22 protein-coding genes are annotated in these 18,868 nt (G+C 70.6%); 13 read left to right on the forward strand and 9 right to left on the reverse strand.

What is annotated here, in order from left to right:
- Positions 1–5: 5 nt before the first annotated feature.
- From BK819_RS08595 to galU, 4 genes are all read right to left on the reverse strand, one after another.
- Entirely contained in the window at positions 6–317 is a 312-nt protein-coding gene (locus tag BK819_RS08595; protein WP_071328801.1) for a hypothetical protein, read from the reverse strand.
- 148 nt (positions 318–465) lie between these two features.
- Positions 466–1,317 carry a hypothetical protein gene (locus BK819_RS08600; protein WP_071328802.1) on the reverse strand — a complete coding sequence of 284 codons (852 nt, stop codon included), beginning with the start codon at positions 1,315–1,317 and terminating at the stop codon, positions 466–468.
- Positions 1,318–1,399: 82 nt separating this feature from the next.
- Positions 1,400–2,011, reverse strand: coding sequence for a GNAT family N-acetyltransferase (locus tag BK819_RS08605; protein ID WP_060921801.1), 612 nt, complete (start codon positions 2,009–2,011; stop codon positions 1,400–1,402).
- A 45-nt stretch (positions 2,012–2,056) separates the two neighbouring features.
- A complete protein-coding gene (gene galU / locus BK819_RS08610; protein WP_071328803.1) occupies positions 2,057–2,944 on the reverse strand; it encodes a UTP--glucose-1-phosphate uridylyltransferase GalU in 888 nt (295 codons plus the stop codon).
- Positions 2,945–2,984: 40 nt separating this feature from the next.
- Between galU and BK819_RS08615 the strand changes: the two genes are divergently transcribed.
- The 3 genes from BK819_RS08615 to mscL are packed head-to-tail and all read left to right on the forward strand — an operon-like array spanning position 2,985 to position 4,325.
- Positions 2,985–3,581, forward strand: a complete 597-nt coding sequence (locus BK819_RS08615; protein WP_071328804.1) for a 5-formyltetrahydrofolate cyclo-ligase — start codon at positions 2,985–2,987, stop codon at positions 3,579–3,581.
- A 15-nt stretch (positions 3,582–3,596) separates the two neighbouring features.
- Positions 3,597–3,869 carry an FmdB family zinc ribbon protein gene (locus BK819_RS08620; protein ID WP_025105556.1) on the forward strand — a complete coding sequence of 91 codons (273 nt, stop codon included), beginning with the start codon at positions 3,597–3,599 and terminating at the stop codon, positions 3,867–3,869.
- A 24-nt stretch (positions 3,870–3,893) separates the two neighbouring features.
- On the forward strand, positions 3,894–4,325 hold the full coding sequence (gene mscL, locus BK819_RS08625) for a large conductance mechanosensitive channel protein MscL (protein ID WP_062636366.1): 432 nt from the start codon (positions 3,894–3,896) through the stop codon (positions 4,323–4,325).
- A gap of 69 nt (positions 4,326–4,394) precedes the next feature.
- On the opposite strand, the gene BK819_RS08630 is transcribed toward mscL, so the two are convergent.
- Both BK819_RS08630 and BK819_RS08635 read right to left on the reverse strand, forming a co-directional pair.
- Positions 4,395–4,592, reverse strand: coding sequence for a hypothetical protein (locus tag BK819_RS08630; RefSeq protein WP_071328805.1), 198 nt, complete (start codon positions 4,590–4,592; stop codon positions 4,395–4,397).
- On the reverse strand, positions 4,585–8,265 hold the full coding sequence (locus BK819_RS08635) for an AAA family ATPase (protein ID WP_256209423.1): 3,681 nt from the start codon (positions 8,263–8,265) through the stop codon (positions 4,585–4,587). The genes BK819_RS08630 and BK819_RS08635 overlap by 8 nt, the downstream gene beginning before the upstream one ends.
- A 227-nt stretch (positions 8,266–8,492) precedes the next feature.
- Between BK819_RS08635 and BK819_RS08640 the strand changes: the two genes are divergently transcribed.
- Positions 8,493–9,005, forward strand: coding sequence for a methylated-DNA--[protein]-cysteine S-methyltransferase (locus tag BK819_RS08640; protein ID WP_071328807.1), 513 nt, complete (start codon positions 8,493–8,495; stop codon positions 9,003–9,005).
- 62 nt (positions 9,006–9,067) lie between these two features.
- Here BK819_RS08640 and BK819_RS08645 read toward each other — a convergent pair whose 3' ends face one another.
- Positions 9,068–10,705: a cation acetate symporter gene (locus BK819_RS08645; protein ID WP_071328808.1), complete on the reverse strand. Its 1,638-nt coding sequence runs from the start codon at positions 10,703–10,705 to the stop codon at positions 9,068–9,070.
- Positions 10,702–11,049: a DUF485 domain-containing protein gene (locus BK819_RS08650; RefSeq protein ID WP_071328809.1), complete on the reverse strand. Its 348-nt coding sequence runs from the start codon at positions 11,047–11,049 to the stop codon at positions 10,702–10,704. Before BK819_RS08650 ends, BK819_RS08645 begins: the two co-directional genes overlap by 4 nt.
- Positions 11,050–11,158: 109 nt before the next feature.
- Between BK819_RS08650 and BK819_RS08655 the strand changes: the two genes are divergently transcribed.
- Both BK819_RS08655 and BK819_RS08660 read left to right on the forward strand, forming a co-directional pair.
- On the forward strand, positions 11,159–12,016 hold the full coding sequence (locus BK819_RS08655; protein WP_071328810.1) for a LuxR C-terminal-related transcriptional regulator: 858 nt from the start codon (positions 11,159–11,161) through the stop codon (positions 12,014–12,016).
- Positions 12,017–12,105: 89 nt separating this feature from the next.
- The gene (locus BK819_RS08660; protein ID WP_071328811.1) at positions 12,106–12,468 is read left to right on the forward strand and encodes an Lsr2 family protein; all 363 of its coding nucleotides are present in this window, start codon (positions 12,106–12,108) and stop codon (positions 12,466–12,468) included.
- Positions 12,469–12,485: 17 nt separating this feature from the next.
- Here the strand turns inward: BK819_RS08660 and BK819_RS08665 are convergent, their stop codons facing one another.
- Positions 12,486–13,118 carry a MarR family winged helix-turn-helix transcriptional regulator gene (locus BK819_RS08665; RefSeq protein WP_083391724.1) on the reverse strand — a complete coding sequence of 211 codons (633 nt, stop codon included), beginning with the start codon at positions 13,116–13,118 and terminating at the stop codon, positions 12,486–12,488.
- 75 nt (positions 13,119–13,193) lie between these two features.
- On the opposite strand from BK819_RS08665, the gene idi reads away from it, so the two are divergent.
- The 7 genes from idi to BK819_RS08700 are packed head-to-tail and all read left to right on the forward strand — an operon-like array spanning position 13,194 to position 18,864.
- Positions 13,194–13,715, forward strand: coding sequence for an isopentenyl-diphosphate Delta-isomerase (idi, locus tag BK819_RS08670; protein ID WP_071328812.1), 522 nt, complete (start codon positions 13,194–13,196; stop codon positions 13,713–13,715).
- A gap of 3 nt (positions 13,716–13,718) precedes the next feature.
- Complete coding sequence (locus BK819_RS08675; RefSeq protein ID WP_071328813.1) at positions 13,719–14,801, forward strand: polyprenyl synthetase family protein; 1,083 nt, start codon at positions 13,719–13,721, stop codon at positions 14,799–14,801.
- Entirely contained in the window at positions 14,798–15,706 is a 909-nt protein-coding gene (locus BK819_RS08680) for a squalene/phytoene synthase family protein (protein WP_071328814.1), read from the forward strand. Before BK819_RS08675 ends, BK819_RS08680 begins: the two co-directional genes overlap by 4 nt.
- A complete protein-coding gene (gene crtI / locus BK819_RS08685; RefSeq protein ID WP_071328815.1) occupies positions 15,703–17,295 on the forward strand; it encodes a phytoene desaturase family protein in 1,593 nt (530 codons plus the stop codon). Before BK819_RS08680 ends, crtI begins: the two co-directional genes overlap by 4 nt.
- Positions 17,295–17,642, forward strand: coding sequence for a lycopene cyclase domain-containing protein (locus tag BK819_RS08690; protein WP_071328816.1), 348 nt, complete (start codon positions 17,295–17,297; stop codon positions 17,640–17,642). The genes crtI and BK819_RS08690 overlap by 1 nt, the downstream gene beginning before the upstream one ends.
- Positions 17,639–17,974, forward strand: coding sequence for a lycopene cyclase domain-containing protein (locus BK819_RS08695; RefSeq protein ID WP_071328817.1), 336 nt, complete (start codon positions 17,639–17,641; stop codon positions 17,972–17,974). Before BK819_RS08690 ends, BK819_RS08695 begins: the two co-directional genes overlap by 4 nt.
- Entirely contained in the window at positions 17,971–18,864 is an 894-nt protein-coding gene (locus BK819_RS08700; RefSeq protein ID WP_071328818.1) for a prenyltransferase, read from the forward strand. Before BK819_RS08695 ends, BK819_RS08700 begins: the two co-directional genes overlap by 4 nt.
- Positions 18,865–18,868 lie beyond the last annotated feature (4 nt).

Genomic DNA, 18,868 nt, shown 5'->3' on the forward strand with positions numbered 1-18,868 from the left:
TGCGCTCAGTCGGCTGGGCCGTCGACGACCTCGTCCACGAGGCTGATGCCTCCCGACGAGCTCGCCTCCACCATGAGGGCCTGGACCCACTTCACGTTCAGCTCCGGCGTCTCCGGCTCCGCGAAGGTGAAGCGCAGCGGGATCGACGGGTGCAGCCAGATCGTCGAGCGCCCGGGTACGTCGCCGTCCGGGTGCCTCCAGGACAGCGTGAAGCTCTCGTTCCGGCGGAGCTTGGTCGCGATCGCGACCTTCAGATGGGCCAGGGCGCGGTCCTCGATCTGGATCTCGCTGCCGGAGCCGTACTGCATGGTTCCCATCCCACGACTCTACGGGCGGACACGGCGCCGACGCGAGCAGCGACACTCGTGGTCGTCGTCGGCGCGCCGGCACGGACGAGGTGTCGGCATCGCTCTCGCTGAGCGGCACCGAGGCGTCAGCGGTGCAGACCCGCGCTCACCGCGACGGTCATCCGGCGGCCCGACGCTGGAGGAGCTGGCGGACGTGCGCCTCGATCTCGGCGTCGTCGACGAAGCCCATGCGGGCGTACGGGGATTCCGGTGCTGCCGGGAGGCTGACGGGCGCGGCCGGCGCCATCTCCTCGGCGCGGGCACGGAGCGCGGCGACCCGAGCGGCCTTGCGGCGCTCCTCCTGCGCATCGATCTCGGCGCGAGCCGCCTGGGCGCGCGATCCCGTGACCGACACCATCGGCTCCGGCAGCGGACGCGGGGTCCAGGTGGCGGGGCCCTGGTCATGCAGAGCCGGAGCGACCCTCTCCGCGACGGTCTCGACGGCCGCGGGCTGCGGACGCCGTGCAGCGCGCACAGCGACCGCGGCCATCCGCTGCAGGACGATGGTGGCGATGAGGGCTGCCACCCCACCGCTCCAGAGGAGCACCGCTCCCCCGGTGGCCAGGAGCTGCCAGATGCCGAGCCCGACGGCTGCGAGGCCGAGGCCGAGCGCGACGGTCGCCGTCAGCCGCACCCGTCGGCGGGCGCGAGCCCGACGGATCACGGGATCGGCGCGGGTGGCGGCGAGTTCCTGGCGGAGCGCCTCGAGCTCCGCGGCTTCCCGCTGGGCCTGCAGCCGCTTCGCGAGCTTCTGCTGGGCGACGACGGTCCGGGCGTTGAGCTCCATGTGCACCTCGCTGGGCGTCTCGCTCGTCTCGGCGAGGATCCGCAGCGCCTGATTGAGCCGCACGGCGTTCCGCTCGGCCGCGTTGTACTGGAAACGACCGCGCCAGGAGGGCAGCAGGTACAGCATCCACAGGAGCACGGCGACGAGCACGATCACTCCCCCGCTCAGCACCGGCCCGTCCATAGGTCAACGGTAACGGCGGCGGACCGGCCGCGCCGTGCAGTCGGGGCGCGTGTCGCGGCGTGTCCTTCCGTAACGGGCGACGTCAGAGGCTGATGCGGTCCGCCGGCGGGATCGTCGCCGCGTGCGGCGGCACCTGCCCGTGGATCCACCGGGCGAGGACGCCCTGGGGAACCTCCTCCTGCGTGAGGGCGAAGGCGTAGTGGTCGCGCCAGTCCCCGTCGATGTGGATGTACCGACGGCGCAGCCCCTCGTACCGGAAGCCGAGCTTCTGCACGACCCGCAGGCTCGCGGCGTTCTCGGGCCGGATGCAGATCTCCATCCGATGCAACCCGTACTCCGTGAAGCAGGCATCGGTCGCGAGCGCGACCGCGGTCGGGGTGATCCCCCGCCCCGCGAAGCGCTCGCTCACCCAATAGCCGATCGTCGCCGAGCACAGCGAGCCCCGCGCGACGCCCCAGACGTTCAGCTGTCCGGCGACCTCACCGTCGTACTCCATGACGAACGGGTAGCCGCCGCCATCCCGGTACTGCTGGAGCAGCCGGCGAATGCTGACCCGCATGTCGAAGGAGACCGCCCCGTGCGGGATCGTCGCCTCCCACGGCTGCAGCCACGCGCGGTTCGCGAGCAGCTCCTGCTGCAGAGGCCGCGCGTCCTTCGTCCGAATCAGACGCAGTTCGACCGGTCCGTGCCGCATCCCCGTCGACAGCTCCACGCCGCACCTCCGCCGACCGCGAGGCGCCTAGAGGCGCTCCGCGAAGTCCTTGAGCCAGGGGCGCAGCTCCGAGCCCAGGTCGTCGCGGTCGGCCGCGAGCTGCACGATCGCCTTGATGTAGTCCACACGGTCGCCGGTGTCGTAGCGGCGGCCCCCGAAGACGACGCCGACCACGCCGGGACCGCCGTCCGCCGTCGCGAGCTCCTGCAGGGCATCGGTGAGCTGGATCTCGCCGCCCTTGCCAGGCTCGGTGCGCTCGAGGATCTCGAAGACGGACGCGGGGAGCACGTAGCGACCGATGATCGCGAGGTTGGACGGGGCGTCCTCCTTCGCGGGCTTCTCGACGAGGCCCGTGACGCGCACGGCGTCGGATCCCTCGATCGCCTCGACGGCGGCGGCGCCGTACATGTGGATGCTGTCCGGGTCGACCTCCATGAGGGCGATGACGGCGGCGCCCGTACGCTCGTGCTCCGCGATCATCTCCGTGAGCAGCGGGTCGCGCTCGTCGATGAGGTCGTCGCCGAGCAGCACGGCGAACGAGCTGTCGCCGACGTGCGTCCTGGCGCGGAGCACGGCGTGGCCGAGACCCTTGGGCTCGCCCTGGCGGACGAAGTGGATGTCGGCGAGGTCGCTCGACTTCATCACGCGCTCCAGGCGACCGGTGTCGCCCTTCTCCATGAGCTTCACCTCGAGCTCCGGCACGGAGTCGAAGTGGTTGGAGATCGCGTTCTTGTTGCGCCCGATGATCACGAGGATGTCCTCGATCCCGGCGTTCGCCGCCTCCTCGACGACGTACTGGATCGCCGGCTTGTCGACGACGGGGAGCATCTCCTTCGGCATCGCCTTCGTCGCGGGCAGGAATCGTGTCCCCAGTCCGGCGGCGGGAATGACAGCCTTGATCTTCTCGTGAGCCATTCCCACAGCCTACCGGTGGGGGCCGCCCTAGACTCGGACCATGGCTAACGACGTCGAGCACGCCAAGCGAGCCCTCCGCGCGGAGCTGCGCGAGCGGCGTCAGCTGCTGTCCGATCCGCAGCGCGAGGCCGCTGCCGCGGCGATCGGCGAGCGCCTCGACGCCCTCGTCGACGAGCTCGGCGCCCGCTCCGTCTCCTGCTTCCTCTCCACCACCACGGAGCCGGGCACCAGGGAGTTCGTCACCCGCGCGGTCCGCCGCGGGATCCGGGTCCTCCTCCCCGTCACTCGCTCCGACGGACTGCTCGACTGGGCGGTCGCCGACGACACCGACGAGATCGCGGAAGGCCTGTACGGGCTACCGGAGCCGACCGGCGAGGTGCTGGGACCGATCGCGGTGAACGACGTCGACCTGATGATCGTCCCCGCCGCCGCCGTCGACCGCTCGGGGATGCGCATGGGCTGGGGCCGCGGCTACTTCGACAAGACCATCGGCTCCATGGAGAAATGCCCTCCGGTGTACGCGGTGATCTATGATTCCGAGGTACTCGACGAACTGCCGCGCGAGGTGCACGATCAGCCGGTCGACGGCATCGTGACCCCGTCGCAGACGCTGCATCTGTCGCCTCGGCGACGCTGACCCGCAAGGACCGCCATGCCTACCTACGCCTATGCCTGCACCGCGTGCGGGCACCAGTTCGACGCCGTCCAGAGCTTCTCCGATGACGCGCTCACGGTCTGCCCCGAGTGCGGCGGCGCACTGCGCAAGCAGTACGGCTCGATCGGCGTGACCTTCAACGGCTCCGGCTTCTATCGCACGGACTCGCGCGCCAAATCCGGGGGTTCGAAGGATGCTTCGGCATCATCGAAGTCGGATTCGACGACGAGCGCCAAACCGGCTGCTGCGTCGACTCCCGCCTCGAACTGAGGCCCAGTCGACTTGGGGGTTTCCATGCTCAAAGGTTTCAAGGACTTCCTGCTCCGCGGGAACGTCATCGATCTCGCCGTCGCGGTCGTCATCGGCACCGCCTTCACGGCCGTCGTGACGGCCGTGGTGAACAGCGTCATCAACCCGCTCATCGCGCTCTTCCTCAAGGCCGATGCGGCCGGCAAGTTCGGCATCCAGATCACGAACATCTACGGCGAGAAGGTCACCTTCCCGATCGGCGACCTCATCTCGGCGATCATCAGCTTCCTCGCCGTCGCGGTCGTGGTCTACTTCGTCTTCGTCCTGCCGATGAACACGTTCAAGGCCCACGTCGAGGCGCGCAAGGGCACGCCGGCCGAGGAGCCGGAGGAGGAGCCGGCCGCCGCGACCGAGGCGGAGCTGCTCGTCGAGATCCGCGATCTGCTCAAGACCCAGCAGGGCCCACGCGGCGTCTGACCGCACCGGCCTGACGACCCACGGCTCTCCTCGGAGGGCCGTGGGTCTTCCTCTTTCCGGGGGGCCGCGTCAGTAGTGCGGAGGCACGTCGCGGAGGAGCTGGTCGTCGTTGGGCCCCTTCCGATCGCCGGGGGCGGACCGGCGCGGCGTCTCACCCTCCGGGACCTCCGGCGTCGGGTCGCTGCCCTCGACGGGCGTCAGACGCGCCCGCCGGGAGCCCGGCACCCGGACGACCCGCTGACGCGGCTCGTCACGGCCGTCAGTCATTCCGGTGGTCGCCGAGGTCGAGGGGCTGCGTGTCGTTCTCCGCGCGCGGCGCCGACTCCGAGATGCCGAGCACCGTCGCGATCCGCGACGCCACGGTGCGCGGGTCGCTGTAGAGGTCGAACGCGTGCACGCGGACGTAGTGCCAGCCGAGGCGGCGGAGCACATGAGGGCGCAGTCGGAGCGTCTCGCGCAGCGACTCCCCCCGGGACTCCGGATCGGACTCGATCACGACGGCCTTGCCCTTGTGCTGCGCCACGAGCGGCAGAAGCCCCCGGTAGTCGACGTCGACGGAGGCCCCGAGACGCCGGAGCTCCCTGGCCAGTGCGAGCGTGAGCGGGTCGGCCAGATCCTCCAGCCTCGCATCGCGGGCACGAGCCGCGAGACCGCCGAGGATCGACATGAGCGTGGCCGCGCCGTGCTCGAGACGCCCGTCGTCGAAGGCCGAGGGGCGGATGGACGAGACGATCACCATGGAACGCCGCGCCCGGGTCATCCCGACCGTCAGCAGCCGCTCGCCGTCCGGCGTCGACAGGTCGCCGAAGTCGCTGAGGACCCGGCCGTGCTTGGTGAGCCCGAAGCCGAGCGAGAAGATGACGCGGTCGCGGCTCTCCGCGACGGACTCCTCGAGCGTGAGCACGGCGAACGGCTCCGCGGTGTCGCGCGCGACGAAGTCCGCGACGTCGGAGCGGCCGGCGAAGGCGGCGGTCACAGCGGCGCGCACACGCTCCGCGTGACGGGTGCTGGCGGTGACCACCATGAGCGACTCCGTCGGGCGATGCACCGCGTGCTCGACGACCAGCGTGACGACGCGGGCGACCTCGGCGTCCGGGCTCTCGACGGCGCCGGAGACGGGATCGGGCGTCCCGGTGCCTCCTTCGACGTAGTCGACCGTGAGGCTGCCGCGGCCCAGGTACGATCCGGCCCACGGAAGGGAGACGATCTCACCGCCGTAGAAGGCGTCGTTGATGAGCTCCGCGAGATCCTCGCCGCCGGCACGGTAGCTCCGGGTCAGCGTCATCACGGGGAACAGCTCGGACAGGCGCTCGAAGACGGAGACCTCGTCGAACGGGACCTCCTCCTCCCAGTCCTCCACGGGGTCGACCGCGATGCGGAAGGGAGAGGGCCGCTGCGTGACCGGGTCTCCGAAGGCGACGACCTGGCGAGCACGGCGGATGGCCGGGGCCGCCTCGGCGAGGTTGATGGCCGCGGCATCGACGAGGAGCACGGTGTCGAACTCCACCGCGTCCGGGATCTCCGGGACGAGGTAGGGCGACGAGATCCAGACCGGAGCCAGCACGTCGACGAGGGTCGGTGCGGCGCTGACGACCTCGGCCGCCGTCGTGGCGGACTGGGTCAGGGCGCGGCGCAGGTTCTGGGACTGCTCGGGCTCGTCGACGATGGCGATGCGCCACTGGTTCGCGAGCTGCCAGGCGAGCAGCGGTCCGGCCATGGCCGCGTGCGCCTCGTCGACCAGCCGGAAGTCGCGCTCGAGGCGGTCGACCACCGCGGTGTTCGCTCCGAGCAGCGCACGGTTGTCCTGCAGCGCTCGTTCGAGGAGGGACTGCCACCAGGCGTACTCGAGCTCGTCCCCCACCCGCGCTTCGGAGACGTGGCGCACCGAGAGCTCGGTCAGCAGGGGCTCCAGGCCGAGAAGGGCGAGCTTGTCGCGCAGCTGCGCGCGCTCGACGAGGTTCTCGAAGACGTCGGACTTCGCGGCGAGACCCGCGAGCATGCGCACGAGTCGCGCGACCGGCAGCGAGGACAGCGGTTCGCGGCGGCCGAGTGCCGCGTCCAGCTCGGCGAGCTCGGCCTCCACCCGCTGCCAGGCGGCGAACACGTCGGCGAGCCCGAGCGGGATCTCCGGGGCGACGCCCGCGTCCACGTAGCGCTGCCACTGGGTGCGCTGGGTCTGGATGCGCAGCAGCGCCTCGTGCATCTCCGTCACGTGCACGCCGGGGCGGACATACTCCTTGGCGAGGCGGCGGAGCCGACGGCGGTTGGCCCCGGACATGCCGGGCGCGTCCCGTCGCGAGCCGTGCGCCTGGATGAGCTCGCCGAGCGGACGCTCGAACACCGTCGGGCTGAACCGGTCCAGGGTGTCGCGGATCCCCTGCAGCAGCTCGAGGTAATCGCCGAGCTCGTCGATCGTGGAGAACGGCCGCATATGGGTCTGCGCGATGAGCTCGTACCCGCGCTCGAGCAGGGCGGGCACGCTGTCGGCGTGGAGGCGTCCGGCGAGCTCATGGGCGGCGCGGGCCGCTTCGGTGCTGCCGAAGGTGACCCCGTACCAGGGCGAGTCGTTCGGTCCGACGCGGAATTCGCCGAGGCGAGCGGCCTGCGCCAGCGCTGCGGCCGCCTCCGTGCGGTCCTTGGCGAGCCTTCGCAGGGCGTCCACGCTCAATCGAGCCGTGGTCGACGGCGGGATCGACAGGGACGCGAGGCGGGTGAGGTGGCGGGTCGCGTCCAGGACGGAGGCGTCGAGACCGGGGACGGGGACGGTCAGCGCATCACGGTAGTCGCGCAGTACCGTGCGCAGCCGCACGAGCGCGTCGTCGACCTCGCTCACCTTGGGTGCGGTGGCCTTCTCGTTCCTGCCGATCGCACGGACGAGGTCCCGGCGCAGGCTCGCCGGGGACACTGCGAGGCCATCGAGGCCGATGCCGGCGAGGCGGTGGCGCACACCATCGAGCGTCGACCGGCGAGCCGAGACGACGAGCACCTTCTTGCCCGCGCGGACGAGCTCGCCCAGCGCGTTGATGACGGTCTGGGTGCCCCCGGTGCCCGGCAGCGTCGCCACGGTGAGGGAGTGACCGGCGGTGATGCGGGCCAGCACCGCCTCCTGCTCGGCATCCGCGTCGAGGAGCAGCGTGTCCGAGGCGGGCGCGCGGTCGTCCGGACCGACGTGGTGCGGGACGGCGCGCGGTGCCGTGACCTGCTCGCGATCGCCGACGTGGCCGCCGAGCGCGTTGAGGACCGGGTGGTCGAGGGTGCCGCCGTCCTGGGCCATGGCTCCCGCGACGTCGGCGAAGGTGGAGACGACGAGTCGCGGCTCGACGGAGAACGTCTCGATGGATCGGGTCAGGCCGCGCAGGCTGTCGATCACGGGCTGCGGCTTGAAGATGCCGCCGTCGTAGGCGAGCGCGGCGAGGGCCGCGGCGTCGAGGGACAGACCGAAGTGCTCGCGGGCGACGCGGACGAGCTCCGGATTCACCTCGAACGCGCCCTGCAGCTTGAGCTCGAAGTCGGTGTGGTGGCGGCGGATCGCGAGCGGGCGCAGCAGGACGGGAGCGGCGAACGTCGCCCCGCCGATGCGCCATCGGGCGACGCCGACGGCGAGGTGCACCGCCTCGATGCCGCGAACCGTGCGCAGCTCGGTGTTCTTGGCCGTGATCCGCTCCGCGGCCAGTCGCGCGGTGCGCAGGCCCACCTCGTCGCGGAAGAGGTTGGACAGGAGCGTCGACTTGCCGGTGATGAACTGCGGAAGACTGCCCGGGTGCGCCTTGGAGATGTCGATCCCGGATTCGGGCCCGTCGCGGAAACTGCTCAGCGGCGAAGGACCGCCCAGATCGGCGGCTTCGGCCCGCAGACGCGTGCGCTCGGCCTCGGCGGCGTGCGCGATGCCGACTCCGGTGGACGAGTCGTGCAGGTCACCGAGGGACACAGCGCTGTCCACCGCTGTGTTGTTCGCAGACCTGCTTTCCCGTCGCCACACACTCACACCCTAGGCGCGACACCGTCGGAGATCGGTATCCACGGCGGGTTTCCGGTGAAAAACAGCCGGTACGACGCCCGCTCGGACTGCTCCTCCCCGCGCGGTCGTGCGCTCACGTTGTCCACGGAACGCGCGACCAGGCCGACGACCGGTTCTCTCGGGTCGAACGGGCCGGTCAGGATGGGGACATGACTTTCCGCTACGACTTCGCTCCGACGCCCTTCGGCGACGCCCTCGCGGTCTTCTCCGACGAGGGCATCGTGCGCTTCGATCTCTCCGAGTCCGCAGACCCGCAGGTGCCGTGGCTGCTCGAGAGCGTGTCGCGACAGCTCGGTGCAGTCCCGGAGCCCGACCCCGGCGCCGCCGACGAGCTCGTCCCGCTCCTCGACGCGTACTTCGACGGCGAGCCCGTGCGCTTCGACGAGCACATCCGCCTCGACTGGCGCCTCGTGGACGGGTTCCACCGGACGGCGCTGCACACCGTGAGCGACATCCCCTGGGGCCAGACCCTGAGCTACGGAGACGTCGCGGTGCTGGCCGGCCACCCAGGGGCAGCGCGCGCCGTCGGGACGGCGTGCCGCCTCACGCCGTTCTCGATCATCGTGCCCGTGCACCGGGTCGTGCGCTCCGACGGTTCGCCGGGGCACTACGGCGGCCACCCGGAGCGGAAGCGCTTCCTGCTGGACCTCGAGTCTCGGTGAGACCGCCCCTGGGGTGCGGGCCCGGCGAGTAGGCCGCCGGGCCCGCACCCGAGGAGGTCGCGTCAGTGGTCGACGGCCTTCTCCGCACCGAAGCCGGTGAGCGAGCGGACCTCCATCTCGGCTGCCAGCTCGGGAGACTCGCGCCGGGTGCTGGTGACGGTTCCGAGCCAGCCGAGGGCGAACCCGAGCGGTATGGACACGATGCCCGGGTTATTCAACGGCCAGATGGCGATGTCGATCCCGGGGATCATCGACGTGGGCGTGCCGGAGAACACGGGCGACAGGATGATGAGGATGATCGCCGAGCCGAGCCCTCCGTACATGCTCCACACCGCGCCCCGCGTCGTGAACCGGCGCCAGAACAGGGAGTAGAGGATCGTCGGCAGGTTGGCCGACGCCGCCACCGCGAAGGCGAGCGCCACGAGGAAGGCGATGTTCTGCCCCTGCGCCCCGATGCCGCCGACGATCGCGAGGATGCCGATGACGATGACCGTCCGGCGAGCGACGCGCACCTCGCCGTTGGGATCAGCCTCGACCGGCTTGCCCTCCGCGTCTTTCCGTCCCTTCTGGATCACGTTCGCGTAGATGTCGTGCGCGAACGACGCCGCCGCCGTGATGGTGAGTCCGGCGACGACCGCGAGGATCGTGGCGAACGCCACCGCGGAGATGAACCCGAGGAGCACGGGACCGCCGAGCTTCAACGCCAGCAGCGGCGCGGCGGAGTTCACTCCCCCTGGTGCCGCGGCGATCACATCGGCGCCGACGAGCGCACCGGCTCCGTAACCGAGCACCAGCGTGAGCAGGTAGAACCCGCCGATCAGCCAGATCGCCCATACCACCGAACGCCGCGCCTCCTTGGCGGTCGGCACGGTGTAGAAGCGCATGAGCACGTGCGGCAGCCCCGCGGTGCCGAGCACCAGTGCCATGCCCAAGGACAGGAAGTCCCACGGGTTGGCGCCGTACTGCAGGCCCGGCGCCAGCACCGCCTCGCCCTTGTCGGAGTTGGCCACGGCAGCCTCCAGCAGGGTGTTCAGGCTGAAGCCGTTGATCGCGAGGACCCAGATCGTCATCGCCAATGCGCCGCCGATGAGGAGGACCGCCTTGACGATCTGCACCCAGGTGGTGCCCTTCATCCCGCCGATCAGCACGTAGACGATCATGAGGATGCCGACGACGGCGATGACGACCGACTGCCCGACGCGCCCGTCGATCCCGAGCAGCAGGGATACGAGACCGCCCGCACCCGCCATCTGCGCGAGGAGGTAGAAGAAGCAGACAGCGAGCGTGGTGATCGCCGCCGCCATCCGCACCGGGCGCTGCTTCAAGCGGAACGAGAGCACGTCCGCCATCGTGAACTTGCCCGTGTTGCGCATGAGCTCCGCCACGAGCAGCAGCGCGACCAGCCAGGCGACGAGGAATCCGATGGAGTAGAGGAATCCGTCGTACCCGTTGATCGCGATGGCACCGCAGATGCCGAGGAACGATGCCGCGGACAGGTAGTCGCCCGCGATCGCGAATCCGTTCTGGGGTCCCGTGAAGGAGCGTCCGGCCGCGTAGTAGTCGGCGGCCGTCTTGTTGTTCCGGCTGGCGCGGATGACGATGAACAATGTCACCGCGACGAAGGCCAGGAAGATCGAGATGTTGAACACCGGGTTGATGTCGAGTGCGACATCCTCGGTGGCCGTGCGGATGATGGTCATGCGTCCGCCTGCGCCTTCTCGAGTTCTTCACGGATCTCCGACGCCAGCGGATCGAGCTTCCTATTCGCGAATGCGACGTACGCCATCGTGATGGCGAATGTCGTCACGAACTGACCGAGCCCGAAGAGCAGCCCGACGGTGATATCGCCCCAGACGCGCTGGGCCATGAAATCGCGGGCGAATGCCGCCAGCAGCACGTAGACGAAATACCACACGAGGAAGAACGCGGCGAGGGGGAAGATGAAGGACCGCTGCGTCCGTTTCAACCGCAGGAATCGGGGGGATTGCTCGACGGCGACATAATTGATCGCACCGTTCTGAGGGGTCGGAATTGGTTCGCTCATGGGGCCTCCTTGCCACATGTCCGCTGCACGCGCGGCCGTCGCCGCCCGAGTGGTAGGGTCGACGCTACGAAACGGGGAACGGTGCCGTCACCCCCGAAAGTAGGTATTCGTGAGCTCTCCGATCACCGTCGAATCCGAGGCGGAGCTCGTCGCCAACGCGGTGCGCGAGCTGGCGCGGCGCACCCGCTTCCCCGTCGCGTTCGGCGGGCTGATCGACGAGGGCGTCGTGAGCGTCACGAGCATCGTCGGGGCCCGCACGCGTGCTCTCGACGGGCTCCGCGTGCGCCCCGAGCGTGGCCTCGGGGGCCGGGCGATGATGGAGCTGCGTCCGCGGATGACGAGCGACTACGGGTCCTCTCGCCAGATCACCCACGACTACGACGTCTTCGTGCTCGGCGAGGGTCTGCGGACGCTGCTCGCCCTGCCGATCGTCGTCCAGGGCCGCCCTCGCGGCGTGCTCTATGCCGGAGCCTGGGCCGAGGAGAGGATCGGCGGCGTGACGACGGCCCCGGCCATGCAGGTCGCGCAGTCCGTCGCCGACGAGCTGCGCATCCGGGACGAGGTGCAGCGCCGCCTCCGCGCTGCATCACCCGCGCCCGCAGCGGTCGCGCCCGCGCAGCGCGAGGAGCTGCGCGAGAGCTTCGCCGAGCTCCGCAGCATCGCCGCCGCGGTCGATGACGCCGACGTCCGCGCACGACTGGCGCAGGTCGAGCGCCGGCTGCTGACCCTCGCCGGAGACGACCTCCCGATCACGACCGGGCCGGTCCCTGTTATCCACCTCTCCCCGCGCGAGACGGACGTGCTCGCGTGCGCGGCACTCGGATCGACGAATGCCGAGATCGCCGCCCATCTCGGTCTGCGCGAAGGCACCGTCAAGGCCTATCTCGGAACCGCGATGTCGAAATTGGACGCGTCGACGCGGCATGCCGCCGTGACCAAAGCGCGTCGCGCGGGCCTGCTCCCCTGAATCGGCATTCTCCGCGGATGCGTCACACGGCGCCATGAAGGAAGCGCCTTTGTTGTGCGCATTCCCGCCGCCGCGATAAAGTCGCTGGCATGGCGAGAAGAATTGTGCACCAGCTGGTCGACGATATCGACGGCACCGTCCTGGAGGTCGGAGAAGGCGAGACCGTGCATTTCTCGCTGAACGGCACCTCCTACGAGATCGATCTGAATTCCGCGCACGCCGAGGAATTGCGCCAGGCACTCGAGCCGTACATCACGGCTGGGCGTCGGGCGGGATCCGGAGCGTCCTCCGGCGGGGGCCGCTCCTCGTCCTCGTCTTCGTCGCGGAAGCGGCCCTCACGTAATCCCGAGGTCGCGGCGATCCGCGCCTGGGCGAAGGAGAACGGGTACACGCTCTCGGAGCGGGGCCGCGTTCCGGCCCCCATCCTCGACGCGTACCGCGCCGCTCATTGATCCGGTCCCGCCCCACCTCACGGTCGGGCGGGATCTTCTTTCGCGCCCTCGATCGCCCAGGCCTCGTCCCGGAGGGTGATCTCCTCCGTCATGTCCTGCAGGAAGCGGATGACCACGTCGCGCTCCGCCGCCGACAGCCGCGCGGCCGCGTAGAAGCGCTTGGCCTGCTGACGCCCGACCGTCTCCATCGCGGCATGCCTGGTCTCCGGGGTGATGGTGATCGCGAGGGCGCGGCGATCGGTGGGATGCGGCGCCCGCCGGATGTGCCCGCCCTTCTCCAGCCGGTCGAGGAGCTTCGTGGTCGCCGCGGTCGAGACGCCGAGGTGGTGGGCGATCCCGCTGGGCGTCGCCACGACCGAGCGGTTGTCGCACACGATCAGATAGTGCAGCGCCCGCATGTCGGTCTCGTTCAGCTGCATGTACCTCCGCGACGCCTGCGAGAGACGCTGCTCGGCCTCGCGCAACCCGCCCAGCGCCTCCATGAGGCGCCCGATCTGACGCAGGTCCTCCGGAGCGACACCGGAGCGATCGACGAGCGTGCTGCGGGGGTCGCTGGCGTCGACGTCGTAGATGGAGCCCTGGGCGAGCCCGTCGGGCCCTGCGGTCGCCGAAGCCTCGGCGACCGGGGTGGTGCGGGGCTCGGAGGGCATGCGATCATGTTACACACCAACAGCTTCATGCTAAGTTGATATTTCGCCAGGTTAGCTAAACGACGAGAGGGAGCCATGGACAACGTCACACTCCTCGCCGAAGACGGGACTGCCGTCGGCATCCTGCCGAAGAGCGAAGTCCACACGACCGACACCCCCCTCCACCTCGCCTTCTCCTGCTACGTGCAGGATCGAGAGGGACGCCTGCTCGTCACGCGTCGCGCCCTCGGCAAGCGCACGTGGCCGGGCGTCTGGACCAACAGCTTCTGCGGTCACCCGCAGCCCGGCGAGGACATGATCGAGGCGGTGCGCCGCCGCGGCTCCGAGGAACTGGGGATCCAGGTCACCGACGTGCGGCTCGCCCTCCCCGACTACCGCTACCGCGCCGTGGACGCGAGCGGCATCGTCGAGAACGAGATCTGCCCGGTACACATCGCGGTGGTCGACGGGCAGCCCGTCGCGAACCCCGACGAGGTGGCGCAGTGGGAATGGGTCGATGTGGACGACCTGCTCGCCGCGGTCACCCGCACCCCCTTCGCCTTCAGCCCCTGGCTCGCGGAGCAGCTCCCGCTCCTCCGGCGACACGGAGAGGTCTGAACCATGGTCGTCACGCTGACAGAGGAAGACCTCGGCACCCGCATCGAGGCGGTGCTGCGGCAGCGGTTCACCGAGCGCACCGCCGCCGCCGAGCACTACGGGTCAGAGTTCGCAGCACTGTGGCAGACCGCCGCAGAGCACGCCCTCGGCGGGAAGCTCCTGCGTCCGCGCATGCTCATGGACCTGCTCACCGCACTCACCGCGGCTCCGCTCACGGAGAAGGACACCGCACGGGCGATCGATGTGGCCGCTCATGTCGAGCTGCTGCACTTCGCGTTCCTCCTGCACGACGACGTCATCGACGGCGACCTCACGCGCCGTCGTCGTCCCAATCTCATCGGCTCTCTCGTCTCCCGTCGTCCCGACGAGTCCGGCGACGCGGCTCTGCACTGGGGCCGCTCGAGCGCCATCCTCCTCGGAGACCTCCTGCTGTCCAGCGCCGTGCTCGGCTTCGCGCGCGCCGACCTCCCCACCGCGCGACGGGAGCGGCTGCTCTCCCTCCTCGAGACGACCGTGTTCGAGACCGTCGCCGGCGAGCACTCCGACGTGGCCCTCAGCGATGGCATCATCGCGGCGGACCTCCGCACCATCCTCGCCACGAGCGCGTCGAAGACCGCCGCCTATTCCTTCGTCCTCCCGCTCCGCGCGGCGGCGATCCTGTCCGGGGCGCCGACGGCAGCCGAGGAGCAGCTGACCGAGATCGGCGGCCACCTCGGGCTCGCCTACCAGCTCCAGGACGACCTTCTTTCCGTGTTCGGAGACCCGGACCTCCACGGCAAGGACCCCTATTCCGACCTCCGCGAGGGCAAGGAGACCGCGATCATCGCCTATGCACGGATGACCAGCCACTGGCCCGGCATTGAACTGCGGTTCGGCGAGACCGACCTCAGCATCGACGACGCGGCGGAGATGCGCGACCGCCTCCGCGAGTGCGGCGCGGAGGGCTTCGTCCGCGGACTTGTGGAGGAGCAGCTCGCCGCCGTCTCGAACGTCCTCGCGGAAGCCGAGGAGGCGGGCACGCTCTCGGCCGACGCCGGACGCGTCGTCCTCGCGCTGGCCGACCGGATCGAGGGCCGCAGCCGATGACCGCGACCCCCGCAGAGCACCGCGACGACGCGGCGCTGCGCCGCTTCAGCCGCACCGCCGAGATCGCGACCTCCGATGTGATCCGCACCTACTCGACGTCGTTCGGCCTGGCCACCCGCCTCCTCGGGCGACGCCACCGTCAGCACGTCCGCAACATCTACGCCATGGTGCGCATCGCGGACGAGATCGTCGACGGAGTCGCCGCCGAGGCCGGGCTCGACGCGGGCGCCCAGGCCGCCGCCCTGGACTCGTACATCGCGGAGACCCATCGGTCGATGCGGACCGGCTACAGCAGCGACCTCATCCTGCACGCGTTCGCACGGACAGCGCGCGAGTGCGGGATCGGCGAAGAGCTCACCCAGCCGTTCTTCGACTCGATGCGCGCCGACATCGCCGGCCCCTCCGGCTTCACGGCCTACGACGCCGACGCGCACGCCGCGTACGTCTACGGGTCGGCGGAGGTCGTCGGCCTCATGTGCCTGCGGGTCTTCCTCCGCGATGCCACGCGCACGCCGGCCGAACTCGAGATCCTCGACCGCGGGGCGCGACGGCTGGGAGCCGCGTTCCAGAACGTGAATTTCCTCCGCGACCTCGCCGACGACACCGACCGCCTGCAGCGCGGCTACCTCGGCGGCTCGGAACGTCTCACCGACGAGGACCGCGACGCCTGGGTCGACACCGTCCACCGTCAGCTCGCCGACGCGAGAGCCGCGATCCCGCTGCTCCCGAAGGACGCCCGTGCCGCTGTCCGGAGCGCCCTCGCCCTCTTCGCCGCCCTGACCCAACGCGTCGCGCGGACCCCTGCAGCCGAGCTGTACCGCCGCCGGGTCCGCGTGCCGGATCCGATCAAGGCGCTGCTCGCCGCGCGCGCCGTCGTCGTCACGAGCCTGGAGCGGGACCGATGAGCCGCATCGTTGTCATCGGCGCCGGTGTGGCCGGTCTGGCCACGGCCGGGCTGCTCGCGCGCGACGGGCACGACGTCGTGGTGCTGGAGAAGAACGACCGCGTCGGCGGACGGGCGGGCACCATCGAGCGCGACGGCTTCCGGTTCGACTCCGGCCCCTCGTGGTACCTCATGCCCGAGGTGTTCGACCACTACTTCGCGATGATGGGGACCAGCACCGCGGAGCAGCTCGACCTGACGCTGCTCGATCCGGGCTATCGCGTCTTCCGCTCCCCCGAGTCCGGCGACGATCCGGTGACGGTCCCCGCCGGACGGGGCGCCGTCGCGGAGCTGTTCGAGTCGATGGAACCGGGGTCCGCCGCCGCCCTCGACACCTACCTCACCTCCGCGCACGACGCCGGCGCCATGGCACGGAGCTACTTCCTCTACAACCCGTTCACCCGGACCAGGACGCTCGCCGCGGCCGAGGTGGTGCGCGCGCTGCCTCGGCTCTTCTCGCTGCTCGGCACGCGCCTCCAGGCGTTCGCCGCCCGGCGCTTCCGGCACCCGGTGCTGCGGCAGATCCTCGGCTACCCCGCCGTCTTCCTGGGCACCGACCCGCGGACGGCGCCGGCGATGTACCACCTGATGAGCGCGCTCGACCTCGACCAGGGCGTGCTGTATCCGCAGGGCGGCTTCTGGCGTGTCGTCGAGCGGTTGGCGGCGCTGGCCCAGGATGCCGGCGCGCGCATCGTCACCGGGGCGGAGGTCACCGGGATCCGCACCCAGGACGCGGACGGCGCAACCCATGCGACCGGGGTCGGCTGGACGGACCGCGACGGCCACCAGCACGTCGAGGACGCGGACATCGTGGTCTCCGGCGCCGATCTGCACCACACCGAGACGACGCTGCTGCCCCCCACGCTGCAGTCCTACCCCGAGTCCTGGTGGGCGCGGCGCACGAGCGGCCCTGGCGGCGTGCTCGTGATGCTCGGCGTCCGCGGCACGCTGCCCCAGCTCCCGCACCACTCGCTCTTCTTCACCGACGACTGGGACGCGAACTTCGACGCGATCTTCGGTCGCACCCCTGCCGTGCCGACCCCGGCGTCCACCTACGTCTGCCGCCCCAGCGCCACCGACGCCGAGGTCGCGCCCGACGGGTACGAGAATCTCTTCGTGCTGGTCCCGGTGCCGGCGGACGTCGAGCTCGGGCACGGGGGAAGCGACGGCGCCGGTTCCCCGGCCGTCGAGGAGGCCGCGGACGCCGCGATCGAGATGATCGCGACGTGGGCGGGGATCCCCGATCTGCGGGAACGGATCGTCGTCCGGGAGACGGTGGGGCCGGCCGACTTCCGCGACGACTACCACTCCTGGCGGGGCGGCATGCTCGGCCCCGCGCACATCCTCTCGCAGAGCGCCATGTTCCGCGCGCAGAACGCCTCCCGCCGGGTGCAGGGGCTGTATTACGCCGGGGCGACCACCGCACCGGGCGTCGGGGTGCCGATGTGCCTCATCAGTGCCGAGATCGTGCTCAAGCGCATCCGGGGCGACCACTCCCCCGGTCCGCTGCCGGAGCCGGCCCCACGACCGGCGAGCGCGGAGCGGGCATGATGGGCGCGATCTACCTGACGGCGCTCCTCGTGTCCCTCGGCTGCATGCTGCTGCTGGACTGGCGGTTCCGCCTCTTCTTCTGGCGCGACGCCGTGGCGGCGGCCGTCGTCACCGCCGTCGGCCTCGCCTTCTTCCTCGTCTGGGATGTGGCCGGCATCGCGGCGGGGATCTTCTTCCGAGGTGAGGCGGCGATCGCCACGGGCATCGTCCTGGCCCCCGAACTCCCCCTCGAAGAGCCGATCTTCCTGGTCTTCCTCGTCGTCTGCACCATGGTGCTCTACGGCGGCGCCGTGCGCCTCCTCGACGGCCGCCGTGGCCGTACTGACGCGGAAGGAGCGTCGGCATGAGCTACCTCCAGCTGTCGGCGGTCTTCCTCGCCGTCGCCGCCGTGGCCGCGGTCGCGCTCTGCGTCGGCGCGCGGCGGACCCCGCACCTCGGCGCCCTCACGCTCACGGCCCTCGCCCTCCTCGTGCTGACCGCCGTGTTCGACACCGTCATGATCGCCACCGGGCTCTTCCACTACGCCCCCGGCCCACTCGCCGGCGTGCACATCGGGCTCGCCCCGATCGAGGACTTCGCCTACCCGCTGGCCGGGGTGCTGCTGCTCCCTGCACTGTGGACCGCCCTCCGCGGGCGCCGCTCCCGGACGCGCGCCGCCGCCCGACAGGAGCAGGCATGACCGATCAGACGTCCCGCACCGGGGGCCTCGGCCGCGACATCGCCCAGATCGTGCTCTCCTCCCGACCGATCAGCTGGATCAACACGGCTTTCCCCTTCGCCGCCGCTTACCTGTTGAGCACCAGGGAGATCGACGCGACGTTCGTGATCGGCACGCTGTACTTCCTCATCCCGTACAACCTCGCCATGTACGGCATCAACGACGTCTTCGACTACGCCTCCGATCTGGCCAATCCGCGCAAGGGCGGGATCGAGGGCGCGCTGCTGTCCCCGCGGATCCATCGCGCGACGCTGTGGGCGGCCGCGGCGACGAACGTGCCGTTCCTCGTCTACCTGTTCGCGGTCGGCACCCCGGCGTCGTGGCTGTGGCTCGCCGTCAGCGTCTTCGCCGTCCTCGCCTACTCCGCGCCGGTGCTGCGGTTCAAGGAGCGCCCCTTCCTGGACTCCGTGACCTCGAGCACGCACTTCGTCAGCCCCGCCCTCGTCGGACTCTCGCTCGCCGGAGCCCCCGTCACCACGACCGCCGTCCTCGTCCTCGTCGCCTTCTTCCTCTGGGGTATGGCCGCCCACGCCTTCGGCGCGGTGCAGGACATCGGGCCCGACCGTGAAGGCGGGATCTCGTCGATCGCGACCGTGATCGGAGCCAGGGCCACCGTCCGGCTCTCCCTCGTGCTGTGGGCGATCGCGGGCGGCGCGATGCTGCTGACCCCGTGGCCCGGCCCGCTCGCCGCCGTTCTCGCCGTGCCCTACATCATCAACGCCGCGCCGTGGTGGAACGTCACCGACGAGACCTCGGCCGGCACGAACCGCGCCTGGCGCCGGTTCATCGCGCTGAACTACATCGCGGGCTTCCTCGCCACGATGATCCTCATCCTCGCCTGGGTCTCCTGACCCG

It is taken from the genome of Microbacterium sp. LCT-H2, assembly GCF_001866135.1.
Lineage (GTDB): Bacteria > Actinomycetota > Actinomycetes > Actinomycetales > Microbacteriaceae > Microbacterium.